The 12,463-nt window shown below is 66.8% G+C and carries 18 protein-coding genes; 7 read left to right on the forward strand and 11 right to left on the reverse strand.

All coding sequences use genetic code 11. From position 1 onward, the window contains the following. Positions 1-43: 43 nt before the first annotated feature. From ACOGJB_RS08605 to ACOGJB_RS08655, 11 genes are all read right to left on the reverse strand, one after another. The gene (locus ACOGJB_RS08605; RefSeq protein ID WP_419840397.1) at positions 44-403 is read right to left on the reverse strand and encodes a hypothetical protein; all 360 of its coding nucleotides are present in this window, start codon (positions 401-403) and stop codon (positions 44-46) included. Further along, complete coding sequence (locus tag ACOGJB_RS08610; protein WP_419840398.1) at positions 400-690, reverse strand: hypothetical protein; 291 nt, start codon at positions 688-690, stop codon at positions 400-402. Before ACOGJB_RS08610 ends, ACOGJB_RS08605 begins: the two co-directional genes overlap by 4 nt. Before the next feature lies 1 nt (position 691). After that, the gene (locus tag ACOGJB_RS08615; protein ID WP_419840399.1) at positions 692-907 is read right to left on the reverse strand and encodes a hypothetical protein; all 216 of its coding nucleotides are present in this window, start codon (positions 905-907) and stop codon (positions 692-694) included. A gap of 64 nt (positions 908-971) precedes the next feature. Then, positions 972-1,199, reverse strand: a complete 228-nt coding sequence (locus ACOGJB_RS08620) for a hypothetical protein (RefSeq protein ID WP_419840400.1) — start codon at positions 1,197-1,199, stop codon at positions 972-974. An 11-nt stretch (positions 1,200-1,210) separates the two neighbouring features. Further along, complete coding sequence (locus ACOGJB_RS08625) at positions 1,211-1,462, reverse strand: hypothetical protein (protein ID WP_419840401.1); 252 nt, start codon at positions 1,460-1,462, stop codon at positions 1,211-1,213. A gap of 10 nt (positions 1,463-1,472) precedes the next feature. Beyond that, positions 1,473-2,057 (reverse strand): SRPBCC family protein, encoded by a 585-nt coding sequence (locus ACOGJB_RS08630; protein ID WP_419840402.1) that lies wholly within the window; start codon positions 2,055-2,057, stop codon positions 1,473-1,475. Continuing rightward, on the reverse strand, positions 2,057-3,130 hold the full coding sequence (locus ACOGJB_RS08635; RefSeq protein ID WP_419840403.1) for an XdhC family protein: 1,074 nt from the start codon (positions 3,128-3,130) through the stop codon (positions 2,057-2,059). Before ACOGJB_RS08635 ends, ACOGJB_RS08630 begins: the two co-directional genes overlap by 1 nt. Further along, on the reverse strand, positions 3,127-5,508 hold the full coding sequence (locus ACOGJB_RS08640) for an aerobic carbon-monoxide dehydrogenase large subunit (RefSeq protein WP_419840404.1): 2,382 nt from the start codon (positions 5,506-5,508) through the stop codon (positions 3,127-3,129). The genes ACOGJB_RS08635 and ACOGJB_RS08640 overlap by 4 nt, the downstream gene beginning before the upstream one ends. A gap of 1 nt (position 5,509) precedes the next feature. Further along, positions 5,510-6,079, reverse strand: coding sequence for a (2Fe-2S)-binding protein (locus ACOGJB_RS08645; protein ID WP_419840405.1), 570 nt, complete (start codon positions 6,077-6,079; stop codon positions 5,510-5,512). Position 6,080: 1 nt separating this feature from the next. Continuing rightward, positions 6,081-6,956: an FAD binding domain-containing protein gene (locus tag ACOGJB_RS08650; RefSeq protein WP_419840406.1), complete on the reverse strand. Its 876-nt coding sequence runs from the start codon at positions 6,954-6,956 to the stop codon at positions 6,081-6,083. A gap of 3 nt (positions 6,957-6,959) precedes the next feature. Continuing rightward, on the reverse strand, positions 6,960-7,214 hold the full coding sequence (locus ACOGJB_RS08655; RefSeq protein WP_419840407.1) for a hypothetical protein: 255 nt from the start codon (positions 7,212-7,214) through the stop codon (positions 6,960-6,962). A gap of 222 nt (positions 7,215-7,436) precedes the next feature. On the opposite strand from ACOGJB_RS08655, the gene ACOGJB_RS08660 reads away from it, so the two are divergent. The 7 genes from ACOGJB_RS08660 to ACOGJB_RS08690 all read left to right on the forward strand — a co-directional run bounded on the left by ACOGJB_RS08660 (position 7,437) and on the right by ACOGJB_RS08690 (position 12,405). Beyond that, a complete protein-coding gene (locus ACOGJB_RS08660) occupies positions 7,437-7,940 on the forward strand; it encodes a DUF2269 family protein (RefSeq protein WP_419840408.1) in 504 nt (167 codons plus the stop codon). A 48-nt stretch (positions 7,941-7,988) separates the two neighbouring features. Then, entirely contained in the window at positions 7,989-9,047 is a 1,059-nt protein-coding gene (locus tag ACOGJB_RS08665; protein ID WP_419840409.1) for an isocitrate/isopropylmalate dehydrogenase family protein, read from the forward strand. Positions 9,048-9,077: 30 nt separating this feature from the next. Continuing rightward, positions 9,078-9,350: a type II toxin-antitoxin system HicB family antitoxin gene (locus ACOGJB_RS08670; protein WP_419840410.1), complete on the forward strand. Its 273-nt coding sequence runs from the start codon at positions 9,078-9,080 to the stop codon at positions 9,348-9,350. After that, on the forward strand, positions 9,347-9,562 hold the full coding sequence (locus ACOGJB_RS08675; RefSeq protein ID WP_419840411.1) for a type II toxin-antitoxin system HicA family toxin: 216 nt from the start codon (positions 9,347-9,349) through the stop codon (positions 9,560-9,562). Before ACOGJB_RS08670 ends, ACOGJB_RS08675 begins: the two co-directional genes overlap by 4 nt. Positions 9,563-9,878: 316 nt before the next feature. Further along, entirely contained in the window at positions 9,879-10,067 is a 189-nt protein-coding gene (locus ACOGJB_RS08680) for a hypothetical protein (RefSeq protein ID WP_419840412.1), read from the forward strand. Then, positions 10,064-11,212, forward strand: coding sequence for an Ldh family oxidoreductase (locus ACOGJB_RS08685; protein WP_419840413.1), 1,149 nt, complete (start codon positions 10,064-10,066; stop codon positions 11,210-11,212). The genes ACOGJB_RS08680 and ACOGJB_RS08685 overlap by 4 nt, the downstream gene beginning before the upstream one ends. After that, the gene (locus ACOGJB_RS08690) at positions 11,212-12,405 is read left to right on the forward strand and encodes an acyl-CoA dehydrogenase family protein (RefSeq protein WP_419840414.1); all 1,194 of its coding nucleotides are present in this window, start codon (positions 11,212-11,214) and stop codon (positions 12,403-12,405) included. Before ACOGJB_RS08685 ends, ACOGJB_RS08690 begins: the two co-directional genes overlap by 1 nt. The last annotated feature ends 58 nt before the right edge of the window (positions 12,406-12,463 follow it).

A 12,463-nucleotide genomic window follows, 5' to 3' on the forward strand; every position in this document is an offset into this window, starting at 1 on the left:
ACGCGGCAACGGGTGCTGTGTCGTTCGTGCCGGTCGCTGGGGGCTATTCGGGGTGGTAGCCGACCGCGTCGTGGAGCCGGCTGCGCCGCGTGCCCATGGCGGGCCGAGCCGGCACTGGCTCGCGAGGCTCCGCGGGCTCATAGGTAGCGCCGGCCACAATGCCTTCGGCCATGCCGTAGAGCAGCGGCAGCGCTCCTGCGATAACGCCGCTGGTGCTGTTGATGCGCTCGACACCAGGCTCCACAGCTTCGGCGTCGGCCTTGATCTTCCAGACGATCTGCGAGCACTCTTCGAGCAGCCCCGCGATGCGGGTCAGCTGGCTTCCGACGATGAACAGGTAGAAGGCCAGCCCCGCGATCAGCAGGCCGATCAGGATGACGGAGAGAACTACGAGCGTCGTCATGAGCGCACCTTGTCGAGCACACGGCCCAAGAACAGGTGGTGTTCGAGGCCTTCGGTCAGGACCGCATCGACTTGCTCGGCAGTCTCTGCGATGAGAGCGGTGTCACCGGTGTTGGCGGCTGCTCGCTCGAGTGTGTCCTTGATGACTTCCACCCGGCGTTCGATCGTGCGCACGAGCAGCACCAGCATCGTGAGCAGCGCAACGACGGCCACGATCACGACGAAGCCGCCGATGATGACGCCCCACCACAGATTCTCTTGGGTGTCGGTCAACCCCAATAGATCCATCTCAGCCTCCTAACCGGGCCCGACCACGCTTGAGACCGGCGACGATGGTCGATGCCGCCTCAATCGTGGTGTTCAGTTCCGCCAGCGCCGCCGTGTTGGTCACTGCGTCTTCCAGCGCGTCGTTGATCTCCGAGGCCCGATTGCCGATCGAACGGGCGAGCATCAGGATCGGCACGACGAGCGCGACCACGGCGATCACCACCGCGATGCCGATCACGTAGCCGATGGTCCATCCGGTTGTGGACTCTTGAGCGAGTAGCTGCATCACGGCAATGCCCCCCTCAGATCGATTCGCAGAAGTCGCTGACGGGTTTGAGCGTCGAATTGACTGACGGCAGCACCGTCGGGACAGTCGAGGTCTGCTCCGCTATGACACGAACGCCGCCCGCGACCTGCACGAGCGTGGCGTGAACGGCTCGCAAGTGGAGCACCACTCGCAACAGCCCGACGGCGGCAGCCACGATGATCAAGGCGCCGATGATGACGGTGACCCAGGCAACAGCAGGCATCAGATCTCCCTTCAGCCCAAGAGCTTCCCGACCGAACCGGCGTAGCGCACGGCACCGTCCGCTACCTCTTCGATCGTCTCGTCAGTGGTCGCGAGCAGATCACGCGTGGTGCCGAGCTCGCCGATGACCCCCACGCCCCCGGCGAGGATGTCGTCGCTGGCTTTGCGGATCCGCTCGATGGCGGCCAAGACCCGGTTCAGCAGTGCAACCGCAACCGGCACGACCACTGCCAGCAGTATCAGGTTTCCTATCCACCAGAGCACAGCAGCCTCCTCAGACGGCCTCGGGGCGATACGGCATGACGAATCGACGCACCACGCGCGCAAGCCCCTTTTGCGCGGCACGCACACCGATGGCGGCACCGCCGGCGCTTTGGACTTGACCGACCTCGTCGGGATCGCGGCCCGCCGCGATCGCAGCGAGCCGGTTTTGCACGTTGGCGGCAAAATCGCTCAGCAGCACCGCGGTGATGTCGCCCACCAGTCCGCGCCCGTACTGCGCTGCCGGACCGGAGAGCTGCAGGTCCATCGCGACCTCGACGGCCGTGCCGCCCGCGGCTTCGGCAAGGTTTGCGTGGAGCTCAAGGGTGGCTTGGCCCCGGCCCTTGCGATCGGCACCGCTGGCAGCGACCGAGATCGTGCGGGCATCTTCGTCGCGGTGAGTGATCTCGGCACCGCCGTCGAAGTCCAGCTTGATCGGGCCGAGGCCGATGGACACCGTGCCGCCGTAGCGGTCGTCGCCGAGCTCGTCGGTCAGCTCGGTACCGGGCAGGCACGCGGCGACCTGGGGCACGTTGCCGAAGAAGTCCCATACAGCCTCCATCGGCTGCGCGACTTCGAACTGATTCGTGATCTGCATCAGGCGACTCCCTGTTCGCGATCAGTGGGAGTGCGCGGGGTGGCAAACCCTCCCGACGCGTCGGCTCCTGTTTCCCGCTCTTGTTCGCTCCGCTCACGGGCCGCTCGGGCCCCGGTTTCGCCTAACGGCTCAGCCTCATAGGCCGTGCGGCACCCGGCGCAGCAGAAATAGAAGACCTCGTCGCCCACCTCGAGTGAGACAGCTGCGGATTCGACCAGGACTGTCATGCCGCAGATGGGGTCGATTGCCGTTGGGGCAGCAGGCGCTTGAGCCGTGACCGTCGCCGCGAACGCACCCGCCGCACGCAGCTGCACCAGCTCAGCCAAGATCGACACGGCAACCTCTTTGTGCGAGGTGCTGCCGAGATCGAGGCCAGCGGGGGCGCGCAGTGCGCCGAGCTTGGCTTCCTCCACGCCTTGGGAGGCCAGCAAGGCCCGGACACTTGCGGATCGCCGCGCGGACGACACCAGGCCCACATAGGCGGGGTCGGCCTTGAACGCAGCCGCCAGCACGTCTTCGTCGCCATGCCCTTGGGTGGCAACGACGACGATCGACTGCGGCGAGAGCAGCCCTTCGCTGAACTCGGCACGATCAACGAGTTCGACGCGCCAGTCGAGTTGGGCTGCGAGGACCGACAGGGTTGTCGCCATGGGCGAGCTTCCGACGATCACGATGTGGGGTGTGGCCACGACGGGCTCCAAGTAGATCTGCAGGGCGCCGTCGCTGCGGCACGACATCGGCACCGCGGTCGTGCCCTGGGGGAGATCGCCGAATCGGTCGCTCGCTCCGAGCGCCAGCAAACGCGGCATCCCTGCTTCGAGCGTTGCCACGGCCTCACGGATGAACACCGGCTCGGCGCAGGCACCGCCGATCCACCCGTAGATCTCGCCCGAGGCTGTGTAGATGGCACGAGACCCCTGCTGGCCCGACGTCGGACCTTCCCGCCAGACAACCGTGGCCAGCACGAATGCCTCACCGCTGCGTGCGAGTTCGGTGGCGCGTTCGAGCACGCCCCAGCCCTCGACAGAGCTGGACTCAGCGGCACTGGGCCCGATGCGATTGGGGCCGCTCATGGCTCGGTCTTCACCGGCGGTGCGCCGGAGATGTCGTGGCCCTGGGTGATGGCCTCATAGACCCGATCGGGCAGCAGCGGCATGTCGATATTGCGCACGCCTGTGTCACCGATGGCGTCGATCACGGCGTTCACGAATGCTGCGGGACCGCCGACGGTGGCGCACTCCCCGATGCCCTTGGCACCGATGGGATGGTGCGGGCACGGAGTCACCACTTCGTGGAGCTCGAAGCCCGGTGTCTCCCACGCAGTCGGCAGCAGGTAGTCCATGTAGTTCGAGCCGATGCAGTTGCCGTCCTCGTCGAAGGTAATGAACTGCATGTTGGCCATGGCATAGGCCTCGGTGAGCCCGCCCATGATCTGGCCCTCGACGATCATCGGGTTGATGCGCACGCCGCAGTCGTCCACCGCCACCACCCGCAGGACGTCCCACACCCCGGTCTCGGGATCGACCTCGACGGTCGCGATGTAGCAGGCGAACGGCCACGTGAGGTTCGGCGGGTCGTAGTAGGCGTTGTTCTCGAGGCCCGGCTCCATGCCGTCGGGCATGTTGCTGTAGGCGGCGATGGCGCATTCCTGGATCGTCACGCCTCGATCAGGGGCGCCGCGCACCGAGAAGCGCCCGAGCTCCCACTCGATGTCCTCTTCGGACACCTCGAGCAGGTGCGCGGCGATCTTGCGGGCCTTGGCGCGGATCTTGCGAGACACCATGGACACCGCTGCTCCGGCCACCGGCGTGCTGCGAGATGCGTAGGTGCCCATGCCGAATGGGGCGGTGTCCGTGTCGCCCTCCTCGACGAGCACATCCTCGGCGGGTATGCCGAGTTCGTGGGCGACGATCTGCGCCCACGTGGTCTCGTGGCCCTGACCCTGGGACTTGGCGCCGGTGCGCAGCAACGCCTTGCCGGTCATATGGACCTTCAGCTCTGCGGAGTCGAACATCTTGATGCCCAAGATGTCGTATTCCCGGCTGTTGCCGGCCCCGAGCGGCTCGGTCATGGTCGAGATGCCGATGCCCAGCAGCCGGCCCCGCTGGCGCGCTTCCTCCTTTTGGCGCAGGAAGTCCTCGTAGCCGATGGCTTCGAGGCCGATGTCGAGGCATTTGGCGTACTGGCCGGAGTCGGTCAGGAAGCCCCAGGGCGTGCGATGGGGGAAGTCGTCGTCTCGCACCAGGTTGATGCGACGGAACTCGGCCTGATCCATGCCGAGGTCGGCGGCGGCGGCCTGCACCATGCGTTCTTGGAAGTACATCGCCTCGGTGACACGGAACGAGCACCGATACGCGACCCCTCCCGGCGCCTTATTGGTGTAGACGCCTTGGGCGGTGAGATGGGCGGTCGGGATGTCGTAACAGCTGAAAGCCGAGTGCATCAGGCCGACCTTGAACTTGCTCGGCTGAGCATCGGAGAAGAACGCACCGTGATCGGAGTCGGTGTGCATGCGCACGCCGAGCATCCGACCGTCGCTTCGCAGCGCCATCTCGCCTTTGAGGTAGATGTCGCGGCCGAATCCCGTCGAGATGAGGTTCCCGCTCTTGTCCTCGATCCACTTGACCGGGCATTCGAGCAGGATCGACGCCAGGATCGACACGACGTAGCCGGGATACACCGGCACCTTGTTGCCGAAGCCGCCGCCGAGATCGGGCGAGACGATGCGGATCATGTGCTCGGGCAGCTCGGCCACCAGCGCCACCGCAGCCCGGATGATGTGCGGCGCCTGGGTGGTCATGTACACGGTGAGCTTCGAGGTCGCCCGGTTGAAGTCCGCGATCGAGCCGCACGCCTCAATGGGCGACGGGTGCGAGCGCGGGTAGTGCATTTCGATGGACGAGACCACGTCGGCCTTGGCGAAGGCACGGTCGGTGCCCTCGCGGTCGCCGACCTCCCAGTCGAACACCACGTTGTCGTTCTGACCGGTCTTGTCGTCGCGGATCAGCGGGGCGTCGGGCGCCTTCGCCTGAATCGGGTTGACGATGGGCGGCAGCGGCTCGTAGTCGACGACGATCGCCTCGCAACCGTCCTTCGCGATGTAGGGGTCGTCGGCTACGACACAGGCGACCTCTTGGCCTTGGAATCTGACCTTGTCGGTGGCGAGGACTGCCTGGGTGTCATAGGACAGCGTCGGCATCCATGCCAGATTCCGGGCGGCCAGCATCTCGCCCGTGAGCACCATGCGAACGCCCGGGACGGCCCAGGCGGCGCTGACGTCGATGGAGCGGATGCGGGCGTGGGCAAGCGGGCTGCGCAGGATCTCCATGTGCAGCATCCCGGGCAGGGCAATGTCGTCGATGTAGTTGCCCTTGCCGCGGATGAAGCGGTTGTCTTCGACCCGGTGCCGACTGGCGCCGAGGCCGCCGATCTTGATCTCGTCGAGCGCCATCTCAGCCTTCCTCTCCGGCCTCATCGCTGTCGGCTGCGCCGCCGCCCAGCTTTTCGGCAGCCCACATCACTGCTTTGACGATGTTCTGGTAGCCGGTGCAGCGGCACAGGTTCCCCGAGAGTGCCCAGCGGATCTCATCCTCGGTTGGGTTCGGGTTCTCTTCGAGCAGGGCCTTGGCGCTGAGCATCATTCCCGGAGTGCAGAAGCCGCACTGCAGGCCGTGTTCGTCCTTGAAGCCTTCCTGGATCGGGTGCAGCTCGCTGGCGGTTGCCAAGCCTTCGACGGTGAGGATCTCGTGGCCGTCGGCTTGAACAGCGAACATCGTGCAGCTCTTGACGGGCACACCGTCGTAGAGCACCGTGCATGCGCCGCAATTGGTCGTGTCGCAGCCGGTGTGGGTGCCCGTCAGGCGGAAGCCGTTGCGCAGCAGGTGTGCCAGCAGCAGCCGCGGTTCGACATCGGCGGCGCGGCGTTCGCCGTTCACGGTCAATTCCAGCCGGCGAACCGGCACTGCGTCGTCCGGTCCTTGGTCACCGACGCTCGGCCGGACCTCCTCGAACAATGTGCTCATCTCAGGCCGCCTTGCGTTCAGACCGCTGGATTTGCGCGCCGATGCGGCGCACGAACGTTGCGACGACGTGGCGCTTGTAGTCGGCGCTTCCTCGATGGTCGGAGCGGGGCTGGGCCGCTTCGGCGGCGAGCTGGGCCGCTGCGTCCACGGCGTCGGCCTCAAGTGACGTGCCGACCAGAGCCGCCGCCGCGCCCGAGGCGTTGATGGTGGCGGGCCCGACGCCGGTCAGCCCGATGCCTGCCTTGGCGACGCTGTCGCCCGACATCTCCACCGAGACCGCGACGCCGACGGTGGCGAAGTCGCCGACACGGCGCTCGAGCTTGAGGTAGCCGCCGGCCCGGGTTCCGTGTGCTGCGGGAACCACCGCTTCGACAGCGATCTCGTCGGCAGCGAGCACCGTCTGGAACGGGCCGTCGATGAGGTCGTCGACCGGAATGGACCGCTGGCCGTTTGGGCCCCGGGCCACGATGGCGCCGTCGAGCGAGACCATCACCGAGGCCCAGTCGCCCTGCGGGTCGGCGTGGCACACCGAGCCGACGAGCGTTCCTCGTGTGCGTACGAGCGGGTCGGCCACCACAGGTGCCGCGGCGGCGATCGTGGGCTGATGGTCGCCCAGCGTGGCCGACTTCTCGAGATCGGCGTGACGGCACAGTGCACCGATGCGGTAGGTGCCGTCGCCATCAGCCCGGTGGTAGTTGAGACCGCCGATGCCGTTGATGTCCACGATCATCGCCGGAGCGGCAAATCGCAGCTTCATCATCGGGATGAGGCTCTGTCCGCCGGCCAGGATCTTTGCCTCGCCGTCTGCCGCGGCGAGCATTCCGATGGCTTCGGCGACGGTCGAGGGGGCTTCATAGCGGAAGCGGGATGGGTACATGCCTCAGCCTCCTGTCGGCGGTCCGCCGGGCCCTTGTGGGTCGGGAACAGCTCGCGGCATCGACTCGTCGTCGGGATCCGGCCGTCGCTCCTGGTGTGGCGGCCACGGTCCTTGGACCGGCTGACCTGCGACTTTGAGATAGTCGATGATCTGCGGCCATGCCCAGATCGTCGGGCTCGCGCCTTCGGTGGGCGCACCCTCGATGACCTCGTACAGCCTTGGGTTGCCAGCGCTGTGGCCTGATGACTCGATCGGCATGGATACCCCTTCCCCCGGAGATCCGGCCGTGTCTGCGGCACTGTGAACTTACCACTGCTCCCCCGAGCGCTCAGAACGAACTCGCAAGCCACACGTGTAGGTGCACCCGCTGCGGCGGCGGCCGGACCCTCTGCGGCCAGCGATCCGGCAGGTCGCAACGTCTCAGAGTCTCCTGCCGCCGCAGCTATGGCATCTGTGCCCCTGGCAGCGATACTCACGGGCATGTCACTCGGCTTCAGCGGTTCGCTTCTCGGTGCGGGAGTGAACTCAGGCTGGTATCAGGCAGTCCTCGTGGTCCATCTGGCCAGTGCGGTGGTGGGCTTCGGCGGCAGCGCACTGGGCACGGTGATGCTGCGCCGCGCTTGGGCCGAGGGTCCTGACGCAGCGGCAGCCGTGCGGCGGACGTTCGAATTCGCTTCGAATCGCCTCACCGACGTGGCGGCTTATCTGGCCGGTATAGCGGGCTTTGTTGCAGTGCTCATCGGACCGTGGAACTTCCGGCAGGGTTGGGTGACGATCGGGTTCGTCCTGTACTTCGCCTGGGCGGGCATCAACCACGGCGCTCTGCGTCCGACCGGCGCCAAGCTGGCCGAAGCCTTGGACGCGGGACCCGAACTGTCTGCCGACGCGCAACGGTTGCGCAAGCGGGCCGAGCTGTGGTCCATGGCGAGCAACTTGGTCATCGTGGCCGCAATTGCCGTGATGGTGACCAAACCCGGCCTGTAGCTCACCCCACCACGCAAACACCGATCTCGCCGCGTAGCGTTGGCGCGGATGACTGACCAACGGCGGCAGCGTGTGTGCGTGATCCCAGGTGATGACGCCGCGCCCGAAGCGATGGCGGCGTCGCTTCGAGTTCTGGACGCGTTGGACCTGCCCATCGACTGGGACCATGTGCCGATCGGCGATGAGCTGGCGGCGCTGACACCCGACGAGCGGGAAACCTTGGTCGGCGAGCGCATCGACGCCGCCGACACGGTGCTGTTCGGCTCGTCGAACGGCACCACGCCTGGGGCGGGCTTCATGCGCTGGGGCAAGCGCACCTACGCCAACGTGCGGCCGGTTCGCTGGCGGCCCGGCTATGCCTCCCCGCTGGCTCGGCCCGAAGGCATCGACTACGTCATCGTGCGCGAGAACCTCGAGGACATGTATGTCGGCGTCATGGGCCCCGCCAAGGCGCTGCTGGATGCAGGGCTGACCGAGGGCCGCTCCCGCGTGCCGCCCGACGCCGTCAACGGCCGCTTCGCGGCCAAGATCATCACCCGGCCCGGCACCGAGCAGGTCACCCGATTTGCCGCCGAGTTGGCGCTGAGCCGCGGTGGCAAGCTGACTGTCTCGGCCAAGACGAACATGCTCCCCGCGACCGATCGCTGGTTCTGCGACATCGCCCGCGAGGTGGCCTCTGAGTACCCGGGCCTGGAATACGAGCAGTTCATCATCGACGACATGGCCCACCGGCTGGTCGTGCGACCCCATGACCTCGACGTGCTGCTGCTGCCGAACCTCTACGGCGACATCCTGTCCGACCAGGGCGCCGGCACCATCGGCGGCATGGGCCTGGCGCCGTCTGGCTGTTACGGCGATGACTGGGCGTACTTCGAGTCGGCCCACGGCACGGCACCCGACATCGCCGGAATGGGCATCATCAACCCGACCGCCACGCTCGAATCAGCCGAGATGATGCTGCGCCACCTGGGGCTCGAGGCCCCCGCGGATCGGCTGGACCGGGCCCTGGCAGAGGTGTACGAGGACGGCGACCAACTGACGCCCGACCAAGGCGGCAGCGCAGGCACGGAAGACTTCGCCACCGCCGTCATCGAAATGCTCTCGTAGGCACTGACCAAGCCGGAATACACTGAGGCCATGGCGCAAGCCCAGTTGCACATCCCTTCGCAAGAGTGGCTCAACACCGCGCTCGCCGGTGCCACCGTCGAAGAAGTCTCCGATGACGAGGGCACGCTGGCCGGATGGTGGGCCGAGAACTCGGACTGTCCCGGTGCGTCCGCATACGGCACCACTCAGGAGGAGGCTCACGAGAGGCTCCAGGAAGTGCTCGCAGGGTGGGTCCAGCTCGGCCAAGAACTCGATCACCCGATTCCTTCGATCCGTGAAGGCGAAATCGCCGCACCTGCATGACGAGTCGGCTCCCCCCAGCCCCACGTCGCGAGTTCATCCGCTTCCTCAGCGAGCGGGGCTGGGACGGTCCCCGAACCGGCGGCAATCACGAATTCATGATCAAAGACAGCCATCGACAGGTCATCCCGGGCGACCGCGAGATCCCCGCTCCGTTCCTGCTGCGCCCGTTGAAGCAAGCGGGCTGCACACGCCAGGACTGGCTGAACCGCTAGCTCACGACGCCCTTTCTCCCTCAGTTCGACGCACGACCATCACCTCGCGTCCGGTCGTTGCTCCTCTTCGCGCACGCCGTCCAGACGACCGCTGTTGACTGCCTGACTACGCTTCATCGCCCATGACACCACCCGATGCCGAACGTCTGGCGGCAGTCCGCACGGCGGCACAACGGTGGCAGAACGAGTTGCTCGACACGACAGGTCGCAACCGGCTCTTCCGGTTCCGCGATCTGCGAACCGGAACGCTGGATCTCACGCCCGGTCACAGACCATCTCCAACCTCATTGCGGCGCTCGCAGCCCAAGGCAAGCGAGTGCTGTTCGTCGCAGAGAAACGAGCCGCACTTGAGGCCGTCACCAAGCGGCTCAACGGCGCCGGACTGGGCGATCCGGTCATGGACTTGCATGGCGGTGCTACTGCCCGCCGGGAGTCCGCCGCCGGATTGACTGCTTCGATCAACAACGTCCACAGCATTCCGGCATTACCAGGAGAGCGATCATGAGCGAAACTTCCACAAGCTCCGAGACACTGCCGCGGGGGATACCTGACGACCGGCCCGCAGACGGCCACGACAGCGCATCTGAGTCGTTCCGGCTCGACGAACTGCGGCAGTGGGGCATCGCTGCGTACGTGGCCGCCGGCATGGCTGCCGATGACGCTGCGACCGTCGTCGACAACCAGCTCTGGTCGGACAGGCGGGGCGTCGACACGCACGGCTTCCAGCGGGTGAGCTGGTACGTGAACTGGTTCCGTGACGGCACCACCAATCCCACCGCCCAGTGCGAGATCGTGACCCGCACGCCGTCCGTCCTGGTCGCCGACGGGCACCACGGACTCGGTCAGCTCGTCATCACCCGCTTCATGGAGCAGCTCATCGACGCCGCCACCGAAAGCGGCTTGGTGGTCGGGGTGATCCGCAACTCCAACGACTGGGGCTGCGGGGCGAACTACCCGTACCACGCCGCCGAAGCCGGCTTCGTCTGTTACGGCACGACCACCTCGGTGCCGAACCTGGCCCCGTTCGGCAGCCGCCGCAAGCTGTTCGGCAACAACCCCATCGTGTGGACATTCCCCCGCCGCGATGAGCCACCGATCGTGCTCGACATGGCGATCACCCCGGTCGCGCTCGGCAAGGTGCTGCGTGCTCGTTCCGAGGGCGCCGACATCCCCGTCGAGTGGGGCTTCCTCGACCGTGACGGCAACCCCACCGTCGATCCCGATGTAGCGATGCGCGGCATCGTGCCGGCCATCGGCGGCTACAAGGGCATCGGCATGATCACCGCCTCGAACATCGCTGCGGGGATCCTCGCCGGGTCGGCACACACCGGCGATGTGGCGGTCGGGCGTCGAGGGCAGTTCTTCCTGCTGATGGACCCCGGCGTGTTCCGGGACCGCAACGAGTACTACGACGACATCGAGGACATGGTCGCCCAGATCCGCGCTGCCGGCGAAGAGGACGTGCTGCCAGGCCAAACCGTGTACCTGCCCGGCGAACTCGAACAACTCGCGATGGACCGGCGCACCGCCGACGGCACGGTGAGCTATCCCGCATCGGTGGTGCGCTCGCTGCGCCGTGTCGGCGATGAGCTCGGCGTGCCGTTCGACTGCGCAGCCGTGTCTGACGCCAGCCCCGCAGGAGGCTCGTAGTGGCAGAAACCGATGCGGCCGACAGCGCAGCGAGCGACAAGATGCTGGCGCTCGCGGCTGAGTGGATCCCCACACTGAAAGAGCGAGGCGTCGAGATCGACCGGCTGCGGCAACTCCCCCAAGACCTCGCTGAAACACTCGCCGCCGACGGCTTCTACCGGACCTTGGTGCCGCCGGCGCTCGGCGGCATGGGACTGTCACCAGCCGTCGTGGCCGAGATCAGCGAAGTACTGGCGATGGGCAACGCGTCGGCGGCGTGGTGCACGTTCATAGGTTCGACGTCGCAGATCATGTTCGCCGCCCTGGAGCCCGCCCAGCTGGCCGAGGTGCTGGAGAACCCCAAGGTCATCACCGCCGGAGTGTTTGCGCACTCTGGGACGGCCACCCCCGCGCCGGGGCCGCACGGTGCCGACGGCTACGTCGTGAACGGCCGCTGGGCATGGGCGTCGGGCTCTCACAACGCCGAGTGGATTTCCGGCGGCGTGCAGATCGACAGCGGCACGCCGAGCGATGCCGGGCAGCCGGCGCTGGGACGGGCCTTTTTCCGTCCCGAAGACATCGTGCTCCACGACGATTGGCACACCAGCGGGCTGCGAGGCTCGGGTTCGAGCACCTTCGAAGCCGACGGCATCTGGCTCCCTTCCGACCGCATCGCCTATGAGCGCGCCATCTTGAAGTCGCCGCATGCGGCCCAGCCGTTGTATCGGATGCCGCTGTTCGGTCTGCTGGCGCTGCCGATCGGCGCGATCGCACTGGGCATGGCCCGTGCCTGCATCGACGAGGTCATCGAGGTCGCCACCTCGAAGGTGCCCCAAGGCTCCCGTCGCACACTCGGACAGCGTCCGTCGCTCCACTCAGCCGTGGCGGTCGCCGACACCGAAGTGCGGGCCGCCCGCACGCTGCTGTACGCAGAGATCGGTGCCGCGTGGGAACGAGCGCAGCACAGGTTGGCAGACCTGGAGATCAGGCGAAACCTGCGCACCGCCACCACCCACGCGATGCAGACAAGCTTGCGGGTTGCGCAGTCGATGAACTCCGCCGTGGGCGGCACGGCCGTGTTCGAAGCGTCGCCGCTTCAGCGCCACCTGCGCGACGCCCAAACAGCCTCAGCTCACTTCATGGTCGCGATGCCAGTCATGGAACTCACCGGCCGCACATTCTTCGACCCCGACGCCGACACCTCGGGCCTGTAGTCGCAGGCCCGACGCGCTGCATGGGCCTCATCGGCCCTCCAGACGGTCTTGCACGCTG

Source organism: Candidatus Poriferisodalis sp. (assembly GCF_965208895.1).
In the GTDB taxonomy this organism is placed as follows: domain Bacteria; phylum Actinomycetota; class Acidimicrobiia; order Acidimicrobiales; family Poriferisodalaceae; genus Poriferisodalis.

Bases quoted from the DNA above. Each gene is read 5' to 3' on its own strand.
- ACOGJB_RS08620 (WP_419840400.1), bottom strand. From the start codon at position 1,199: ATGCCTGCTGTTGCCTGGGTCACCGTCATCATCGGCGCCTTGATCATC.
- ACOGJB_RS08645 (WP_419840405.1), bottom strand. From the start codon at position 6,079: ATGAGCACATTGTTCGAGGAGGTCCGGCCGAGCGTCGGTGACCAAGGA.
- ACOGJB_RS08665 (WP_419840409.1), top strand. From the start codon at position 7,989: ATGACTGACCAACGGCGGCAGCGTGTGTGCGTGATCCCAGGTGATGAC.
- ACOGJB_RS08610 (WP_419840398.1), bottom strand. From the start codon at position 690: ATGGATCTATTGGGGTTGACCGACACCCAAGAGAATCTGTGGTGGGGC.
- ACOGJB_RS08640 (WP_419840404.1), bottom strand. From the start codon at position 5,508: ATGGCGCTCGACGAGATCAAGATCGGCGGCCTCGGCGCCAGTCGGCAC.
- ACOGJB_RS08675 (WP_419840411.1), top strand. From the start codon at position 9,347: ATGACGAGTCGGCTCCCCCCAGCCCCACGTCGCGAGTTCATCCGCTTC.
- ACOGJB_RS08655 (WP_419840407.1), bottom strand. From the start codon at position 7,214: ATGCCGATCGAGTCATCAGGCCACAGCGCTGGCAACCCAAGGCTGTAC.
- ACOGJB_RS08670 (WP_419840410.1), top strand. From the start codon at position 9,078: ATGGCGCAAGCCCAGTTGCACATCCCTTCGCAAGAGTGGCTCAACACC.
- ACOGJB_RS08630 (WP_419840402.1), bottom strand. From the start codon at position 2,057: ATGCAGATCACGAATCAGTTCGAAGTCGCGCAGCCGATGGAGGCTGTA.
- ACOGJB_RS08650 (WP_419840406.1), bottom strand. From the start codon at position 6,956: ATGTACCCATCCCGCTTCCGCTATGAAGCCCCCTCGACCGTCGCCGAA.
- ACOGJB_RS08660 (WP_419840408.1), top strand. From the start codon at position 7,437: ATGTCACTCGGCTTCAGCGGTTCGCTTCTCGGTGCGGGAGTGAACTCA.
- ACOGJB_RS08685 (WP_419840413.1), top strand. From the start codon at position 10,064: ATGAGCGAAACTTCCACAAGCTCCGAGACACTGCCGCGGGGGATACCT.
- ACOGJB_RS08605 (WP_419840397.1), bottom strand. From the start codon at position 403: ATGACGACGCTCGTAGTTCTCTCCGTCATCCTGATCGGCCTGCTGATC.
- ACOGJB_RS08635 (WP_419840403.1), bottom strand. From the start codon at position 3,130: ATGAGCGGCCCCAATCGCATCGGGCCCAGTGCCGCTGAGTCCAGCTCT.